This window comes from Polaromonas sp., assembly GCF_036676035.1.
GTDB lineage: Bacteria > Pseudomonadota > Gammaproteobacteria > Burkholderiales > Burkholderiaceae_C > Polaromonas.
This window is the reverse complement of sequence record NZ_JAKFDR010000060.1, coordinates 1-18031: the sequence shown is the minus strand read 5'-3', so window position 1 is coordinate 18031 and position 18031 is coordinate 1. Positions and strand designations below refer to the sequence as shown.

Here is an 18031-nt window from a genome sequence, read left to right as displayed (position 1 = left end):
AAGAAATTCACCATGGTTGAAATCGAACTCGACGGTCAGAAAGTGGAAGTGCTTGAAGGCAGCACCGTGATGCACGCGGCCGAAAAAGCCGGCACCTACATTCCGCATTTCTGCTATCACAAGAAGCTCAGCATTGCGGCCAATTGCCGCATGTGCCTGGTCGATGTGGAAAAGGCCCCCAAGCCCATGCCGGCCTGCGCCACGCCTGTCACGCAGGGCATGATCGTGCGCACCAAGAACGACAAAGCCCTCAAGGCCCAGAAGGGCGTGATGGAGTTTTTGCTGATCAACCACCCGCTGGATTGCCCTATTTGCGACCAGGGCGGTGAATGCCAGCTGCAGGACCTGGCCGTGGGCTATGGCAGCAGCGGTTCGCGCTATGAAGAAGAAAAACGCGTGGTCTTCCACAAGGACGTCGGCCCGCTGATCTCGATGGAAGAGATGAGCCGCTGCATTCACTGCACCCGCTGCGTGCGCTTCGGCCAGGAAGTCGCCGGCGTGATGGAGCTGGGCATGTCGCACCGCGGCGAGCATGCCGAGATTGAAACCTTTGTCGGCATGTCGGTCGATTCCGAGCTGTCCGGCAACATGATTGACCTTTGCCCGGTAGGTGCGCTGACCAGCAAGCCTTTCCGCTACAGCGCCCGCACCTGGGAGCTGTCACGCCGCAAGTCGGTCAGCCCGCATGATTCCACCGGCGCCAACCTGATCGTTCAGGTCAAGAGCAACAAGGTGATGCGCGTTGTTCCGTTCGAAAACGAGGACATCAACGAGTGCTGGATTGCCGACCGTGACCGTTTCTCCTACGAGGCACTCAACAGCGACGAGCGCTTGACCAGCCCCATGCTCAAGCAGGGCGGCGAGTGGAAAGCCGTCGACTGGCAGACCGCGCTCGAGTACGTGGCCAACGGCCTCAAGCAGATCAAGGCCGATCACGGCGCGGCCAGCATTGGCACTTTGGCCAGCCCGCACAGCACGCTTGAAGAGCTGTACCTTGCCGGCGCCCTGATGCGCGGCCTGGGCAGCGACAACATCGACTACCGGCTGCGCCATGCCGAGTTTGCGCCGGCCGCGTCGATTCGCTGGCTGGGCACTTCGATCGCGTCGCTGTCGCAACTCCAGCGTGCGCTTGTCGTCGGCTCGAACCTGCGCAAGGATCACCCGCTGTTTGCACAACGAATTCGCCAGTCTGTCCGCAAGGGTTGCGCGCTGAGTGCTATTAATTCAGTAGCGGAGCTGGCTTCCGCCGACGCGTGGGCGATGCCCGTCGCCCACTCGGTGCTGGCCGAGCCTGCTGCCTGGGTGCAGGCGCTGGCCGATGTGGCTGCGGCCATTGCAGCCGAAAAAGGCATTCCTGCACCGGTATCGGGTCAGGCTGGAGACAGGGCCAAAGCCATGGCGGCGTCGCTGCTGGGCGGGGAGCGCAAGGCCATTCTGCTGGGCAATGCCGCCGCGCACCACGCCAACGCGTCCAGTCTGCTGGCGCTGGCCAACTGGATTGGCGAGCAAACCGGTGCAAGCGTGGGCTATCTGACGGAGGCCGCCAACACCGTGGGCGCCCAGCTGGCCAAGGCTTTGCCTGCCGGCAAGGGCCTGAACGCCGGGCAAATGCTGGCTGGCCATCTGAAGGCTGTCATTTTGCTCAATAACGAGCCAGAGTTTGATTCAGCCGCAGGGGCACAGGCCAGTGCCGCGCTGGGCCAAGCCCAAATGGTGGTCACTCTGAGCCCGTTCAAGGCGAATATGGATTTCAGCGATGTGCTGCTGCCGATCGCCCCTTTTACGGAAACACCGGGCACCTTCGTCAATGCTGAAGGCCGTGTGCAGAGTTTTCACGCCGTGGTGAAGCCGCTGGGCGACACGCGTCCGGCCTGGAAGGTGCTGCGCGTGCTGGCCAATCTGCTGGGTGTGCAGGGTTTTGATTTTGAATCGTCCCAGGAGGTGCTGAGCCAGCTCATGGGTGCCGGGAGTTCGGATATGACGCAAATTCCTGCCGACAAGCTGGGCAATCAGACGCCGGCCGGTATCGATGTGTCCCGTGGTGCATCCCGCGCAGACGCCGCCACTCCGGTGGTTGCCAGCATTTACCAGCTGGACGGCCTGGTCAGGCGGGCCACGTCGCTGCAATTGACGGCTGACGCCCGGCAGGCATCTGTTGTTCATAGCGGGGTGAGCGCATGATTGACACTGTCTACGCTTTTGGCCAAGGCCTGATGGGCGGCATCTGGCCGGGCACTGTCTGGCCCGTGTTCTGGAGCCTGATCAAGATTGTCTGTGTGCTGTTGCCCCTGATGGGTTGCGTGGCCTACCTCACGCTGTGGGAGCGCAAAGCCATCGGTTTTACCCAGATCCGCTTCGGCCCCAACCGTGTGGGTCCGTTTGGCCTGTTGCAGCCGATTGCCGATGCACTCAAGCTGCTGACCAAAGAGATCATCATGCCTTCGGCGGCCAGCAAAGGCCTGTTTGTGCTGGGTCCCATCATGACCATCATGCCGGCCCTGGCGGCCTGGGCCGTGGTGCCGTTTGGGCCGGAAGTCGCATTGGCCAACATCAACGCCGGCCTGCTCTTTTTGATGGCCATAACGTCGATGGAGGTGTACGGCGTCATCATCGCTGGCTGGGCTTCCAACTCCAAATACGCCTTCCTGGGTGCCATGCGCGCCTCGGCGCAGATGGTCAGCTACGAAATTGCCATGGGGTTCTGCCTTGTGGTGGTGCTCATGGTTTCCGCCAGCATGAACATGACGGACATTGTGATGAGCCAGGCAACCGGCATGGCGGCGAGCAAGGGCCTGAATTTCCTGTCCTGGAACTGGCTGCCCCTGCTGCCCATTTTCGTGGTGTATTTCATCGCCGGTCTGGCAGAAACCAATCGCCATCCCTTTGACGTGGTCGAAGGGGAGTCCGAGATTGTGGCCGGGCACATGGTCGAGTATTCCGGCATGGCGTTTGCCATGTTCTTCCTGGCCGAATACGCCAACATGATTCTGGTGTCCATCCTCTGCGTGATCCTGTTCCTGGGGGGCTGGCTGCCGCCGATCGACAGCGCCGTGTTCAACTGGGTTCCGGGCTGGATCTGGCTGGGCATCAAAACCTTTGTGGTGGTCACGATGTTCCTGTGGGTGCGCGCCACTTTCCCACGCTTTCGCTACGACCAGATCATGCGTCTGGGCTGGAAAATCTTCATACCGGTGACCCTGGTTTGGCTGGTGGTCGTTGGGGCCTGGATGCAGACCCCTTACAACATCTGGAAATAACATGAGCCCCCACGTTCGCTCACTTCGTGTAGCTCTCTGCCCCCCGAGGGGGCCGCTGCGCCTGCGGCCCGGCGAAGCCGGTTCCGCGGCCCCTGCTTGCATCAACGCGTCGCCAGCGAGCTCCACTCCCGCAGGAAACTGATATGTCTACCGTAGCCTCCGTCAAGGATTTTGTATCGAGCTTCATGCTCACCGAGCTGTTCAAGGGCATGGCCCTGACCGGCAAGTACATGTTCAGCCGCAAAATCACGGTTCTGTTTCCCGAGGAAAAAACACCGCTGAGCCCTCGTTTCCGGGGCCTGCACGCCTTGCGCCGTTATGAAAATGGCGAAGAGCGCTGCATTGCCTGCAAGCTGTGCGAGGCGATTTGCCCGGCCCTGGCCATCACCATCGAATCCGACATGCGCGACGACGGCAGCCGCCGCACCTCGCGCTACGACATTGACCTGACCAAATGCATTTTTTGCGGCTTCTGCGAGGAAGCCTGCCCGGTGGACGCAATTGTCGAGACCCATATCTTCGAATACCACGGTGAAAAGCGCGGTGATTTGTATTTCACCAAAGAGATGCTGCTGGCCGTCGGCGACCGTTATGAAACAGAAATTGCTGCTGCCAAAGCAGCCGATGCCAAGTACCGCTAGGTCATTGGCACAAGAAAGAGCCCCACAACATGGACGCTAAAACAGGTCTTTTCTATGTCTTCGCCGCGGTGCTGCTGTTTGCGGCATTCCGGGTGATCACCGCACGCAACACGGTGCATGCCGCTCTGTACCTGGTGCTGGCATTTTGCCAGGCTGCTGCTGTATGGATTTTGCTCAAGGCAGAGTTTCTGGCCATCACGCTGGTGCTGGTCTATGTCGGGGCGGTGATGGTGCTGTTCCTGTTTGTGGTCATGATGCTGGACCTCAACCTCGACGGTGTTCGGCAGGGCTTCTGGAAGCATTTCCCCCTGGCGGGCACCATGGGTGCGGTGATTGCACTCGAGATGTCCTATGTCCTGATGGGGGGCTTCCGCGAGCCTCCCAAAACAGCCGCCCTACCCGAGCAGATCGCGGCCCAGGTTTCCAACACCAAAGAGCTCGGGAAAGCACTTTATACGCAGTATTTGTACCCAATGGAAATCGCAGCGGTCATCCTGCTGGTGGCCATTGTGGCGGCGATCGCCCTGACCATGCGCGAGCGCAAAGACTCCAAATACCTCAACCCCTCGGATCAGGTCCGGGTCAAGGCCGCTGACCGCCTGACGCTGGTCAAGCTCAAACCCACGCTTGCCGCGCCTGCCGCGGTGATGCCCGCAGAGGAAAAGCAATCATGACGCTCACGCTGGGACATTTTCTTTCGCTGGGTGCGATGCTGTTTGCGCTGTCGGTGATTGGCATTTTCCTCAACCGCAAGAACCTGATTGTTCTGCTGATGGCCATCGAGCTGATGCTGCTTGCCGTCAACATGAATTTCGTGGCCTTTTCCTACTACCTCGGCGATATGGCGGGGCAGATTTTTGTGTTCTTCATCCTGACGGTTGCCGCGGCCGAGTCGGCCATTGGCCTGGCCATTCTGGTGCTGCTGTTCCGTAACAAGTCCAGCATCAATGTGGACGAACTCAACACGCTCAAGGGTTAATAAAAAATGAGTCAAACCCTTTCTGCATCCGCTTTGCTGGCGGTCCCTATGGCCCCGCTGGTCGGTTGTTTGCTGGCCGGTATTCTGGGGACATCATTTGGCGGCAACTGGATTGGTCGCCGCTTGTCGCACACGCTCACCATACTGGGTGTGCTGATCGCTTTTGTCCTGTCGGCCATGACGCTGAAAAGCGTGGCGCTCGACGGGGCCCGTTTCAATGAAACCATCTACACCTGGATGGTGGTTGGCGGGCTGAAGATGGAAATCGGCTTCCTCATCGACGGCCTGACCGCGATGATGATGTGCGTCGTGACCTTTGTGTCGCTGATGGTGCATATCTACACCATTGGCTACATGGAAGAAGACGAGGGCTACAACCGCTTTTTTGCCTACATCTCGCTGTTCACCTTCTCCATGCTGATGCTCGTGATGAGCAACAACATGCTGCAGCTGTTCTTCGGCTGGGAGGCGGTGGGCCTGGTGTCCTACCTGCTGATCGGCTTCTGGTTCAACAGGCCCAGTGCCATCTTTGCCAACATGAAGGCCTTTCTGGTCAACCGCGTGGGTGACTTTGGCTTCATTCTGGGTATCGGCCTGATCGCGGCCTATGCCGGCACGCTCAATTATGGCGAGGCTTTCGCCAAAGCCGGCGAGCTGTCAACGCTGACCTTTCCCGGCACCGGCTGGATGCTGGTCACGGTCATCTGCATTTGCCTGTTTGTTGGCGCCATGGGTAAATCAGCCCAGTTCCCGCTGCATGTGTGGCTGCCGGACTCCATGGAAGGCCCAACACCGATCTCGGCCCTGATTCACGCGGCGACCATGGTGACGGCCGGCATCTTCATGGTGGCGCGCATGTCGCCGCTGTTCGAGCTGAGCGATACCGCCTTGAGTTTCATCATGGTGATTGGCGCCATCACGGCGCTGTTCATGGGCTTCCTGGGCGTTATCCAGAACGACATCAAGCGCGTGGTGGCGTACTCCACGCTGTCGCAGCTCGGCTACATGACGGTGGCGCTCGGTGCCTCGGCTTATTCCGTCGCGGTGTTCCACCTGATGACACACGCCTTCTTCAAGGCCTTGCTGTTCCTGGCGGCAGGTTCGGTCATCATCGGCATGCACCACAATCAGGACATCCGCTGGATGGGGGGCGTGCGCAAGTACATGCCCATCACCTGGATCACCGCGCTGCTGGGCTCGCTCGCCCTGATCGGCACGCCATTGTTTGCGGGTTTCTACTCCAAGGACAGCATCATCGAGGCGGTTCACGAGAGCCACCTGTGGGGAGCGGGCTTCGCGTATTGGGCCGTGCTGGCCGGCGTGTTCGTCACGGCGTTCTATTCCTTCCGCATGTACTTCCTGGTGTTCCACGGCAAGGAGCGGTTCGATCAGAACCCCGACGCCCATGACCATGACCCGAGCGAAGAGCCCGATCCGCACCACCACCGGGACGAGCACCAAACCCCGCACGAGTCGCCCTGGGTGGTGACGGTGCCGCTGATCCTGCTGGCGATTCCTTCGGTGGTGATCGGCTTCATGACGATTCAGCCCATGCTGTTCGGCGAGTTCCTCAAGGACGCGATTGTCTTCAATGCCCAGACGCATCCCGGGATGCAGGAGCTGGCCAAGGCCTTCCATGGTCCGGTGCAGATGGCCCTGCATGGCCTGATGGCCGCGCCGTTCTGGCTGGCCCTGTCGGGTGTGGCTGCCGCCTACTACATGTACATGGTCAACCCGGCGCTGCCCACCGCCATCAAGGCACGCGTGCAGCCCCTGTACGCGGTGCTCGAAAACAAGTACTACATGGACTGGTTCAACGAAAACGTCCTGGCCCGTGGGGCGCGCGCTTTGGGCGTCGGCCTGTGGAAGGGCGGAGACGAGGCCGTGATTGATGGCGCGCTGGTCAATGGATCATGGAAGCTGGTGGGCTTGGTGTCAGGCGTCGTGCGGCGCCTGCAATCGGGCTACATCTACCACTATGCGCTGGGGATGATCATTGGCGTGTTTGTGTTGATGACGTATTTCGTCTGGCTCAACAAATAACAAGGAAGAATAAAAAATGGGTTTGCTGAGCCTTGCCATCTGGACGCCAATCGTTTTTGGCGTTGTGCTGCTGGCCATTGGCCGTGACGATCAGGCGCGCTCCGTGCGCTGGATCGCACTGATTGGTGCTGTCGTCAGCTTTCTCGTCACGCTGCCCCTGTATGACGGCTTCAAACTGGGCACGTCAGCCATGCAGTTCGTGGAAAAAGCAGCCTGGATAGAACGTTTCAATGTCTACTACCACCTCGGCGTGGATGGCATTTCGCTCTGGTTTATTTTGCTGACGGCCTTCATCAACGTGGTGGTCGTCATTTCCGCCTGGGAGGTTATCACCGAGCGTGTCAACCAGTACATGGGTGCGTTCCTGATTCTCAGCGGCCTGATGATTGGCGTGTTTGCCGCGATTGACGGCATGCTGTTTTACGTGTTTTTCGAAGCGACGCTGATACCGATGTACCTGATCATCGGTGTCTGGGGTGGGCCCAACAAGATTTATGCGGCGTTCAAATTCTTTCTCTACACGCTGATCGGCTCGCTGCTGCTGCTGGTTGCATTTATTTTCCTGTACGTCAAGTCGGGCGGAAGTTTTGACATTGTCACCTGGTACAAGTTGCCGCTGGGCAGCACCGCGCAGACCTTGCTGTTCTTTGCCTTCTTTGCCGCCTTTGCGGTGAAGGTGCCGATGTGGCCGGTCCACACCTGGCTGCCCGATGTGCACGTCGAGGCCCCGACGGGTGGTTCGGCCGTGCTGGCGGCCATCATGCTCAAGCTCGGTGCTTACGGTTTCCTGCGGTTTTCCATGCCGATTGCGCCCGACGCGGCGCGTGAGTGGGCGTGGCTGATGATTGCCCTGTCGCTGATTGCCGTGATTTATGTGGGCCTGGTGGCCATGGTTCAGCACGACATGAAAAAGCTGGTGGCCTATTCATCGGTTGCGCACATGGGTTTTGTGACGCTGGGCTTCTTCATTTTCAGCGACATTGGCATATCCGGCGGTATCGTGCAGATGATTGCCCACGGCTTTGTCTCGGGCGCGATGTTCCTTTGCATTGGCGTGCTGTATGACCGTGTGCATTCGCGCGAGATTGCGAGCTACGGTGGCGTGGTCAACACCATGCCCAAGTTCACGGCCTTCGCCATGCTGTTTGCCATGGCCAATTGCGGCCTGCCCGCGACGGCCGGGTTCGTGGGTGAGTGGATGGTCATTCTGGGGGCCATCAAGGTGAACTTCTGGCTGGGCCTGGCCGCCGCGACCGCGCTGATTTTTGGCGCCGCCTACACCTTGTGGATGTTCAAGCGCGTGTACCTCGGGCCGGTGGCCAACGACGAGGTCAAGGCGTTGACCGACATCAACAGCCGTGAATTCCTCATGCTGGCCCTGCTGGCCATCGCCGTGTTGTACATGGGCATTTATCCCAAGCCGTTTACCGATGTGATGGACACCTCGGTGGCTGATCTGCTCAAGCATGTAGCGGCCTCGAAACTGAACTAAGCTGAACCCAAGCAACCTATCCAAAGAATTCAGATGATTGACAAACTCAGTTGGATCGCGGTCTACCCTGAAATCGTGCTGCTGGCCATGGCCTGCGTGATTGCGCTGGTTGACCTGGGGGTGAAGAGTTCGCATCGCACCCTTACCTATGTGCTGACGCTGCTGACATTGGCCGTGGTGGCCGTTCTGCAGGCGTTTTACGCAAGCGGGGGCAATACGTTTTACGGCTTTGGCAACATGGTCGTCAGTGACCCCATGGGCAACTGGCTCAAATGCTTTGCCACGGTGGCGCTGATGATCACCCTGGTGTATGGCCGCCCCTATGCCGCAGACCGCGACATGCTGCGCGGTGGTGAGCTGTTCACGCTCAGCCTGTTTGCATTGCTGGGCATGTTTGTGATGATTTCCGGGCACAACTTCCTGGTGATCTACATGGGGCTGGAGTTGCTGACCCTGTCGAGCTATGCGCTGGTGGCGCTGCGCCGGGACCATGCAACGGCCACGGAAGCCGCCATGAAGTACTTTGTCCTGGGTGCGCTGGCATCCGGCTTCCTGCTTTACGGCTTGTCCATGATGTATGGCGCCACCGGCTCGCTGGACCTCAATGAAGTGTTCCAGGCCATCGCCAGCCGCCAGGTGAAGCATCAGGTGCTGGTGTTTGGCCTGGTCTTTATCGTGGCCGGCCTGGCCTTCAAGCTGGGCGCCGTGCCATTTCACATGTGGATTCCCGACGTTTACCAGGGGGCGCCGACGGCGGTGACCCTGCTGATTGCGGGCGCTCCCAAACTGGCCGCTTTTGCCATCTGCATGCGGCTGCTGGTCGAGGGCATGCTGCCGCTGGCAATTGACTGGCAGCAGATGCTGGCCTTGCTGGCGATTGGCTCCCTGCTCATTGGCAACCTGGCCGCGATTGCGCAAGCCAACCTCAAACGGATGCTGGCGTTTTCAACGATCTCGCAAATCGGCTTCCTGCTGCTGGCCTTGCTGGCCGGTGTGGTCAACGGCAACAAGCTCAATGCCGAATACGCCTATGGCGCAGCGATGTTCTATGTGGTCACCTACGTGCTGACCACACTCGCGGCGTTCGGCATTATTTTGCTGCTGGCCCGTGCGGGGCATGAGGCGGAGGAAATTTCCGACCTGGCGGGCCTGAACCAGCGCAGCCCCCTGTTTGCCGCTGTCATGGCGCTCAGCATGTTTTCACTGGCCGGCCTGCCGCCGCTGGTGGGTTTTTATGCGAAGCTGGCGGTCCTGCAGGCGCTGATCTCTTCGCAATTGACCAGCTACCTGGTGCTGGCCATCTTTGCCGTCATGATGTCTCTGGTGGGCGCCTTTTACTACCTGCGCGTGGTCAAGGTCATGTACTTTGATGCACCTGCCAGCCACAACGCCATGGCCGTCTCTGCGCCCGCCGACGTGACGGCCGTGCTCTCTGTCAACGGCGCACTGCTGCTGGTGCTTGGCATCATGCCCGGCGGTTTGATGACGCTGTGCGCCCAATCCATTGCCAGTGTTGTCAAATCACTGGGCACCTGAACCGTCTCCATGAGCCAGACAGCCTCAGTATGGCTGGTGGTGCTGCTGGCCCTGCTGGCCGCCAACCTGCCATTTATCAACAACCGTGTTTTCGCGGTTTATCGGCTGCAAATCGCCAAGACCCTGCCGGTGCGGCTGGCTGAACTGGTGGTCTGGTATTTTGTGGTCGGCGCCATCGGGCTCTTCCTGGAGCAGCGGGCCGGGCAAATTGCACCGCAGGGCTGGGAGTTCTACGCGATCACTGCAACGCTGTTCATTACCTTCGCTTTTCCTGGGTTTGTTTACCGCTACCTCTTTAGGCACCGGGCATGAGACCACCTGATCGCATCACTGGCAGCGCGGCGGGCGTTGCCGCTGCAGCAGATGCGCATCTCGTCGAGACAAAGCTTCGCGGCGAAGAAATACTCCGCGGCAATTTCCTTCAGGCCTGCCGCGACACGGTGCGGCTGCCGGATGGGTCGCAAGCCACGCGCGAGTATGTGGTGCATCCCGGCGCCGTCATGATCATCGCCCAGCTGGACGATGGCCGGCTGGTGCTGGAGCGCCAGTACCGCTATCCCGTCCAAAGGGTCATGCTAGAGTTTCCGGCCGGCAAGCTCGACCCCGGGGAGGCCTCGCTGGCCTGTGCCCAGCGCGAACTCCTCGAAGAAACGGGTTACACAGCAGGCCAGTGGGCCCGGGCCGGGGTGCTGCACCCCGTCATTTCGTATTCCACCGAATTCATAGACATCTGGTTTGCGCGTGATCTGACCCTGGGTGAGCGCAAGCTCGATGCCGGTGAATTTCTGGATGTTTTGACCGCAACACCGGCCGAGCTGCTGGCGTGCTGCCGCGATGGCCAGGTGACCGATGCCAAAACCCTGACAGGGGCGCTCTGGCTGCAAAATGTACTGTCGGGTGCCTGGGTACTGGACTGGAAATCCACCACGCGGTAACAGGCGGGCGGATAATTGAGGTATGAAAGTTCTTGACCTGCAGTGTTCACACCAGCATTCGTTTGAAGGCTGGTTTGCGTCTGAGGATGACTTTCAGAGCCAGCTGTCGCGCGGCATGGTTCAGTGTCCGCTATGCAGCGATACGGTCATTGTCAAAAAACTCAGCGCACCGCGGCTGAATCTGGGTCACTCGCACGAAGTGGCCACGCCTGCCAAGCACGATGTCATGTCCTCCCCGGGCGATCACAAGCTGCAGGCCAGCTGGCTCCAGATGGTGCGCCACGTGATGGCCAACACCGAAGACGTGGGTGAGAAATTTGCCGAGGAAGCGCGCAAGATTCATTACGGTGAAGCCAAAGAGCGCAACATCCGGGGCCAGGCCTCGCGCGAAGAGACCGAAGCCCTGATTGAAGAAGGCATTGCGGTGCTGCCGCTGCCGATTCCAGCCGCGCTGAAAGAGCCTCTGCAGTAGCAAGGGGCTTCAGCCGCCGCTTCACAGGCGGCGGCTGGCCGGGAAAAACACCAGGGTATCAGGGGTACAGCCCGCGCAGTTCACGCGTGTGCAGGATGCGTTTGCAAGCCACGATAAATGTCGCGGTCCGCAGGCTGACCTTGTGGTCCTGGGCGACCTGCCAGACGCCGGCAAAGGCTTCCTTCATGATGCGCACCAGGCGTGCGTTGATCTCGGCTTCATCCCAGAAAAAGCTGGAGAAATCCTGCACCCATTCAAAATAACTGACGGTCACGCCGCCGGCGTTGGCAATCACGTCGGGCAGCACGAGCACATTGCGTTCTTGCAGAATGTCGTCGGCTTCGGGTGTGGTCGGCCCGTTCGCGCCTTCAATGATCATGCGCGCCTTGATGCGCCCGGCATTTTCGGCGGTGATTTGCTGCTCCAGCGCGGCGGGGATGAGTATTTCGCATTCCACTTCCCAGAACAGCTCATTGGCAATCACTTCGGCCTGCGCAAAGCCGGCCACGCTGCCGGTCTCGGCCACATGCTTGAGCAGGGAAGGAACGTCCAGCCCCGCTGCGCGGTAAATGGTGCCGCCATGGTCTTGCACGGCCACCACGCGCGCGCCGGCTTCTGCGAACAGCTTGCCGGCGATGCCTCCCACATTGCCGAAGCCCTGCACCGCCACCCGCGCGTTGCTGATGTCCAGCTCGATGTGTTTGGCCGCTTCAACGCCTACCGTGAACACGCCGCGGCCCGTGGCTTCGCGCCGGCCCAGTGAGCCACCCAGATCGACGGGTTTTCCGGTGACGACGCCGGTGGAGGTGGAACCGGTGTTCATCGAGTAGGTGTCCATCATCCACGCCATGACCTGCTCGTTGGTGTTCACGTCGGGCGCCGGGATATCCTTGTTCGGGCCGATGATGATGCCGATCTCGCTGGTATAGCGGCGTGTTATGCGCTCCAGCTCGCCACGTGACAGGGTTTTGGGATCGACGCGTATGCCGCCTTTGGCGCCGCCGTAAGGCACGTTCACCGCCGCGTTCTTGATGGACATCCAGGCCGACAAGGCCATCACTTCAGACAGCGTGACATCCTGGTGGAAGCGCACGCCACCCTTGCCGGGGCCGCGCGAGACGTTGTGCTGCACGCGGTAGCCTTCAAAGTGCGCCACCGTGCCGTTGTCCATGTGAATCGGCACATCCACAATCAGCACGCGCTTGGGGCGCTTCAGTGTTTCGGCCCAGCGCGCCAGACTGCCCAGGTGCGGTATGACGCGGTCAACCTGCTGCAGGTAATTACCCCAGGGCCCGAGGTTGTCGGCCTGAAGGTAGGAGGGGAGGGGGTGGGTGGTCGAGAGGGCGGCGCCGGGGGGGGTACCCGTGCCGAGGGGTGACATGAACAAAACAAACTCCTTGTGGGAACAGTCAAGGCGCCGAGCTTAGAAGCCCGGCGCGCATCTGTCCAAGGCATTGTTTGTCACGATGTATGCAAAAAATGCATAGTTTTAGAAAACCTGATTTTCAACCCCGGCCGGGCATGTGCTGCATGCTGCCCGTCAGGGCTTGGCCTTGATGTAGCGGTACTCCTGCGTCAGCCCGCCATACCCATAAGCTTCGGCCCGCACGTCCTGCACGTAGATATAGCTCTCCTCGTGCAAGGGCCCCAGCAGTTTGGCAAAGGCGGTGAAGCATTCGGCGATGTACTGCGCCTTTTCATCCTTGGTGTTGGTGCCGTCCACCACCTTGATGTCGAAGTAAAAACTGTTCTTGCCCTGCGCGGCGAGCGTGGCGCCGCCGACCACCCAGTGTTCGGGCGGCACGTAGTCGATGGCAATCGCCGTGAGTTCGCGCTTCTTGCGCAGGATGCGGGTGGTGAGTTCGAGCAGGGTTTCCGAGATGGCTTGCGTCAGGGCGGCGCTTGCGGGCTGGCTGACTTTGACGTTGAGGATGGGCATGGGGTCTCCTGGAAAAATGATTAGCTATGCAACTATATGGGTTGAAAAATGAATTGCTCATTTGAGGGCCGAGCAAACGCCACGGACTTTGCTGACGGTGTCGTTGAAATTCTCCTTTCCGATCTGGCGCTGGATGCGCTGGGTGACCTGGCCGCTCGCGGCGTTGAGCGCCGCCTGGATGTCTTGCGCCGCCGGGGTGGGGTAGACCGCCCAATGGCGGGCATCGAACGCCGCCTCGCGCCGTTCGACCAGGCCGAGCTTCTGCAGGCCGTCGAGCAGTCGGGTCGCGGTGGGCCGTGCAATCGTGAGCTCGGTGGCGAGTTCGTGCTGCGACAAGCCGGGCCGGGCCAACACCAGCCGCAGCAGGAAGCCCTGGGGCGGCGTCAGGCCGAAGGGCTTGAAGGCCGCCGCCCACTCGCGCTCCACCACGCGGGCCAGCGCGGTGGTGTTGAAGTACAGGCAGTGATCGAACATGGCTGCATCATAGGGGCAAATGGTTAGCTATGCAACTAATTGATTGTCGCAGTGCCCAACACCGGGCCACAGGGCTCTCAATCCATGAACTGCAAAGCTGCCAGCCGCGCGTAAACCCCGTTCTCCGCCACCAGTGATTCGTGTGTTCCCTGCTCGACGATTTTTCCGTGGTCCAGCACGACGATGCGGTCGGCTTTCTGCACGGTGGCCAGGCGGTGGGCGATCACCAGCGTCGTGCGGCCCTTCATGGCCGACTCGAGCGCGGCCTGCACCATGCGCTCGCTCTCGGCATCCAGCGCGCTGGTGGCTTCGTCGAGCAGCAGCAGTGGCGGGTTTTTCAGCATGGCGCGGGCGATGGCGATGCGCTGGCGCTGCCCGCCGGACAGGCGCACGCCGCGCTCGCCCAGGAAGGTGGCATAGCCCTCGGGCAGGGCGCTGATGAAGTCATGGGCAAAGGCCGCCTTGGCCGCGGCCTTCACGTCCTCGTCGCTGGCTCCGGGCTTGCCATAGCGGATGTTCTCCAGCGCGCTGCTCGAGAAGATCACCGCGTCCTGCGGCACGATGCCGATGCGCTGTCGCAGGTCTTGCAGCGCCAGCGCACGCGTGGCCAGGCTGTCGAGGCGGATGGTCCCGGCGTTCGGGTCATAAAAGCGCAGCAGCAGCTGGAACACCGTGCTCTTGCCGGCGCCGCTGGGCCCCACCAAGGCCACGGTTTCGCCCGGCGCGACGCGCAGGCTGAAGTCGCGCAAGGCGGGCGTGGCCGGCCGCGAGGGGTAGTGAAAGGTAATTGCTTCGAATTCGATAGCGCTTCCCGCAATAGAAACGGGGGCTGCAGCCGGATTGGAGGGCGAGGCAATGGGCGAGCGGCTGCCCAGCAACTCCATCAGGCGCTCGGTGGCGCCCGCCGCGCGCAGCAGATCGCCATAGACCTCGCCCAGCACGGCAAAGGCGCTGGCCAGGATGATCACGTAAACCACCGTCTGGCCCAGGTGGCCGGCCGTGATGTCACCACGCAGCACCGCCTGCGTGCCCTGGTACAGGCCCCAGAGCAGCGCTGCCGACGTGGCAATGATGATGAAGGCCACGAGCACCGAGCGCGCCTTGGTGCGGCGCACGGCCATCTTGAAGGCGTTGTCGGTGGAGGTGTCAAAGCGTGCCGATTCGCGCGCCTCGGCGGTGTAGCTCTGCACCACCGGGATGGCGTTGAGCACTTCGGCGGCAATCGCGCTGGAGTCGGCCACCCGGTCCTGGCTGGCGCGCGAGAGCTTGCGCACGCGCCGCCCGAACCAGACGCTGGGCAGCACCACCAGCACCAGGATGCCGAGCACCTGAAACATCACGTAAGGGTTGGTCCAGATCAGCATGGCCAGCGCCCCCACGCCCATCACGGTGTTGCGCAGGCCCATGCTCAGCGATGAACCGACCACGGTTTGCACCAGCGTGGTGTCGGTGGTCAGGCGCGAGAGCACCTCGCCGGTTTGCGTGGTCTCGAAAAACTCGGGGCTTTGCTGCAGCACATGGTGGTACACGGCATTGCGCAGGTCCGCGGTCACCCGTTCACCGAGCCAGCTCACCAGGTAAAAGCGCACCGCGGAAAAAAAGCCCAGCGCTGCCGCCACGGCAAACAAGGCAAAGAAGTGCTCACGCAAAGCCAACACCTGGGTGCCTTTGTCGGCTGCGCTCAGGCTGCCATCAATCAGGCTGCGCAGCGCCAGCGGAAAGACGAGGGTGGCACCCGCCGCCAGCACCAGGAACAGCAAGGCCAGCGCAATACGGCCGCGATAGGGCCGCAGAAAAGGCACCAGGCCCGACAGTGATCGCGGTGCGCCTTTGGGCGCGACATGGGAGGATGAGGAGGACGCAGCCATGCACAGAGTGTAGCGACAGGGCTTGCCGTGCTGCCGGCCATCGGCACAGCTCGCTTCAAGACGCCTCGCAGGCGTTCTTCATGAAGATGGTGACGACGTTCAATGCCACGCGCGGGTCCACTTACCGGGCCGATTTGCCGCTCGTACCAGCTTCCCACAGGGCGCGAGCGTGCCAATTGCGGCATCCGAGGCAACGCATTGATGTGGGGAAGGAAATTCCGGTGGTGCTCAGCCGCATCCAGAACGCCTGCCTGGCGGGCTTCATGCGCGAGGAGTGGCAAACCCTCATGTGGCCGACGCGGCACTGCTGCCGCAGCTTACTTAGCAGTCCGAAAGTAGTGCGACATACTTTGTCATCCTGAGCGCAGCGAAGGATCTCGGTATGCCGGCAAGATTCTTCGCTGCGCTCAGAATGACAGCATGGCTGGCGTCGCCTTCGTTACGGACTGCTGAATAATGGCTCGCTGGGTGTGACGCGCCAGGGGGCGGGCAGTGCGGATGCGGCGGCGAGGGCGCATTGATGAATGAAATCGGCCATTAGCCCAGGTGTAACGGGCGCGAATAGCTACTAAAAGAATAGCGTTTCAGGGCATCAGGCCATCATGGTGGTGCTGACGTCGTTGTGGCCAAGCTGGATGTGCTGCAGTGTCCGTGTTGCCAGCAGTCTTGCTTGCGGGTGGTGGCCCAGTTGAGCGCCTCAGGCCGTTTGCCCGCTCCAGGGCGGGCGCCGATGCCAGCCAGTCGAGGCCCGCCGTGATTGAGCGGGGCCGAAAAAACAAGAAATGGACACGGCACTTCAGGCCGTGTTGTGGCGATGCTTGCATATGTCGCTGCAAACCGTCACGACACGGCGTCAGGCCCCCTCTGTCGTCAGGCAGTCTTCGCCACAGGATGGATTCGGGCAATAAATCACAGCTCACGGCCAGCCAAAGCTCAGTCATAATTTGATCCGCTTGGCCGCCTGGAAATTACAAACCCCTATCGGTCATCAGATCAACGTTGTTCGTTAGGCATTGCAGGAGATACCGTGGCGAAAGTGAGCATCAAGGGCATCATCATCGGAACGGTCGTCATGCTGTTACTCGACCTCGTCGGGGGAATCGCGTTGATGATTGCGCTCGGTGGCGCATCGCTTTATGAACTGCCCCAAGAGGGGCAGGGCGCAGCCATCGCCGAGTTCGCCCACTCCCTTCCGTACCTAACGGGCAGTGTGATCATCGGCCTGTTAATCACCGTGTTGGGTGGGTACCTCGCCGCCCGCATAGCCAAGCGAGAGGCCTATCTAAACTCGGGTATGTTGGGAGTGGTGGGCGTAGTCATTGGGCTGTTCTTGGCCGAAGGGTTGCCGCTATGGTTCAACGCTGTCGCCTTCCTACTAACCATCCCTGCGGCGCTTCTTGGGGGCCACCTCGCAAAAGGTAAGCCGGGCAATGCCTAACGGGTCAATCGACACGGACCACAACAGCAGGAGGCGGCTTCGCCGCAGAGGGTGGTGGCCCGGTCATTTTTACTACAAGGCGTCTCAATATGCCCTATGCGACCTTCTTGCGCAGACTTGCCGCCTACGGTATCGACGTTGCACTTCTCCTCACCATCATGGTCCTTCTGAGCAAGTTGACCGCGGCCAACAAAGCACTTGCAATGGCCACCACTGCGGTGAACGGGTTCGCATACGTGACCTACACGTTCCTTCTTCACGGGAAGTGTGGTCAAACCTTGGGTAAACGGCTTCTTCGCCTCCGAGTGCTCACTTCAGACTTCCACCGTCTCTCTATGGTCGACTCGGCACGCCGGAACCTCTTCTTCTTCGCTTGCAGCCTTCCGTGGGTAGTGGCAACTCTGGTCGCGATGTCGCGCCTGCCCGCTTCCATGTACTACGCGCCAAGAGATCGGGCGTACTTTGTTCTTGAGGAACAGATGCTCCCCGACTGGTACGCCTATACCGACTTCGCCCTCGCCGGCGCTCTTGCCCTCGAGATCGGCGCCTTCATCTGGACGAAGCGCCGCCAGACGCTCCACGACCTGATCGCCAGTACAGTCGTTGTTCACGAGTTGGCCACCGCTCCTCCGACAGATGGGCAGATCAAGTAGTAGCCGTCACAAGCGTCACTGGGACGAGACGGCTAACCCTTTACCGCTTCGCGGCAATTGTTGCGGTCCGGTCAGCTCCAACGTTGACATGGCTTAACTCTGTCAAGAGGGTGCGCGAGCGCACCAGGACGTAGGCGCCTTGTCATTCGATGCCTTTGCGGAGTTTGTTGATTTGTTATCACTGCATAGTCGACGCTGGCCGAGGAAATGCTGATATAAACCAACCAGTTACGAAGAAAAGGAAGCTGTGAGCATGAGTGATCTGCCATGGTGTTCCGCAGGTTTGCGCTCTGTATCACATTAG

The 18031-nt window shown here is 60.6% G+C and carries 17 protein-coding genes and 1 pseudogene; 14 read left to right on the top strand and 4 right to left on the bottom strand.

What is annotated here, in order from left to right; all coding sequences use genetic code 11:
• Positions 1-12 precede the first annotated feature (12 nt).
• From nuoG to V6M61_RS09800, 11 genes are all read left to right on the top strand, one after another.
• Positions 13-2181 carry an NADH-quinone oxidoreductase subunit NuoG gene (gene nuoG, locus V6M61_RS09850; protein ID WP_332776393.1) on the top strand — a complete coding sequence of 723 codons (2169 nt, stop codon included), beginning with the start codon at positions 13-15 and terminating at the stop codon, positions 2179-2181.
• A complete protein-coding gene (gene nuoH / locus V6M61_RS09845; RefSeq protein ID WP_332776392.1) occupies positions 2178-3257 on the top strand; it encodes an NADH-quinone oxidoreductase subunit NuoH in 1080 nt (359 codons plus the stop codon). The genes nuoG and nuoH overlap by 4 nt, the downstream gene beginning before the upstream one ends.
• Positions 3258-3400: 143 nt before the next feature.
• Positions 3401-3898 (top strand): NADH-quinone oxidoreductase subunit NuoI, encoded by a 498-nt coding sequence (gene nuoI / locus V6M61_RS09840; protein ID WP_332776391.1) that lies wholly within the window; start codon positions 3401-3403, stop codon positions 3896-3898.
• A gap of 29 nt (positions 3899-3927) precedes the next feature.
• Positions 3928-4572 carry an NADH-quinone oxidoreductase subunit J gene (locus V6M61_RS09835; RefSeq protein WP_332776390.1) on the top strand — a complete coding sequence of 215 codons (645 nt, stop codon included), beginning with the start codon at positions 3928-3930 and terminating at the stop codon, positions 4570-4572.
• The gene (gene nuoK / locus V6M61_RS09830) at positions 4569-4877 is read left to right on the top strand and encodes an NADH-quinone oxidoreductase subunit NuoK (RefSeq protein ID WP_332776389.1); all 309 of its coding nucleotides are present in this window, start codon (positions 4569-4571) and stop codon (positions 4875-4877) included. Before V6M61_RS09835 ends, nuoK begins: the two co-directional genes overlap by 4 nt.
• Positions 4878-4883: 6 nt before the next feature.
• Positions 4884-6920, top strand: coding sequence for an NADH-quinone oxidoreductase subunit L (gene nuoL, locus V6M61_RS09825; RefSeq protein ID WP_332776388.1), 2037 nt, complete (start codon positions 4884-4886; stop codon positions 6918-6920).
• 16 nt (positions 6921-6936) lie between these two features.
• Entirely contained in the window at positions 6937-8412 is a 1476-nt protein-coding gene (locus V6M61_RS09820; RefSeq protein ID WP_332776387.1) for an NADH-quinone oxidoreductase subunit M, read from the top strand.
• Between the two features lie 33 nt (positions 8413-8445).
• On the top strand, positions 8446-9948 hold the full coding sequence (gene nuoN / locus V6M61_RS09815) for an NADH-quinone oxidoreductase subunit NuoN (RefSeq protein ID WP_332776386.1): 1503 nt from the start codon (positions 8446-8448) through the stop codon (positions 9946-9948).
• A 9-nt stretch (positions 9949-9957) separates the two neighbouring features.
• Positions 9958-10260, top strand: a complete 303-nt coding sequence (locus V6M61_RS09810; RefSeq protein WP_332776385.1) for a DUF2818 family protein — start codon at positions 9958-9960, stop codon at positions 10258-10260.
• A complete protein-coding gene (locus V6M61_RS09805) occupies positions 10257-10883 on the top strand; it encodes an NUDIX hydrolase (RefSeq protein ID WP_332776384.1) in 627 nt (208 codons plus the stop codon). The genes V6M61_RS09810 and V6M61_RS09805 overlap by 4 nt, the downstream gene beginning before the upstream one ends.
• A 22-nt stretch (positions 10884-10905) precedes the next feature.
• Complete coding sequence (locus tag V6M61_RS09800; protein ID WP_332776383.1) at positions 10906-11355, top strand: DUF1178 family protein; 450 nt, start codon at positions 10906-10908, stop codon at positions 11353-11355.
• A 58-nt stretch (positions 11356-11413) separates the two neighbouring features.
• Here the strand turns inward: V6M61_RS09800 and V6M61_RS09795 are convergent, their stop codons facing one another.
• From V6M61_RS09795 to V6M61_RS09780, 4 genes are all read right to left on the bottom strand, one after another.
• Positions 11414-12736: a Glu/Leu/Phe/Val family dehydrogenase gene (locus tag V6M61_RS09795; RefSeq protein ID WP_332776487.1), complete on the bottom strand. Its 1323-nt coding sequence runs from the start codon at positions 12734-12736 to the stop codon at positions 11414-11416.
• A gap of 159 nt (positions 12737-12895) precedes the next feature.
• Complete coding sequence (locus tag V6M61_RS09790) at positions 12896-13294, bottom strand: tautomerase family protein (protein ID WP_332776382.1); 399 nt, start codon at positions 13292-13294, stop codon at positions 12896-12898.
• 57 nt (positions 13295-13351) lie between these two features.
• Positions 13352-13768 carry a MarR family winged helix-turn-helix transcriptional regulator gene (locus V6M61_RS09785; protein ID WP_332776381.1) on the bottom strand — a complete coding sequence of 139 codons (417 nt, stop codon included), beginning with the start codon at positions 13766-13768 and terminating at the stop codon, positions 13352-13354.
• A 77-nt stretch (positions 13769-13845) separates the two neighbouring features.
• Complete coding sequence (locus V6M61_RS09780) at positions 13846-15636, bottom strand: ABC transporter transmembrane domain-containing protein (RefSeq protein WP_332776380.1); 1791 nt, start codon at positions 15634-15636, stop codon at positions 13846-13848.
• A gap of 622 nt (positions 15637-16258) precedes the next feature.
• On the opposite strand from V6M61_RS09780, the pseudogene V6M61_RS21025 reads away from it, so the two are divergent.
• The 3 genes and pseudogenes from V6M61_RS21025 to V6M61_RS09770 all read left to right on the top strand — a co-directional run.
• Positions 16259-16393: pseudogene (locus V6M61_RS21025) on the top strand (IS91 family transposase); the annotation flags it as partial.
• Positions 16394-16663: 270 nt separating this feature from the next.
• Entirely contained in the window at positions 16664-17074 is a 411-nt protein-coding gene (locus tag V6M61_RS09775; RefSeq protein WP_332776379.1) for a hypothetical protein, read from the top strand.
• Between the two features lie 89 nt (positions 17075-17163).
• On the top strand, positions 17164-17727 hold the full coding sequence (locus V6M61_RS09770; protein WP_332776378.1) for an RDD family protein: 564 nt from the start codon (positions 17164-17166) through the stop codon (positions 17725-17727).
• Positions 17728-18031 lie beyond the last annotated feature (304 nt).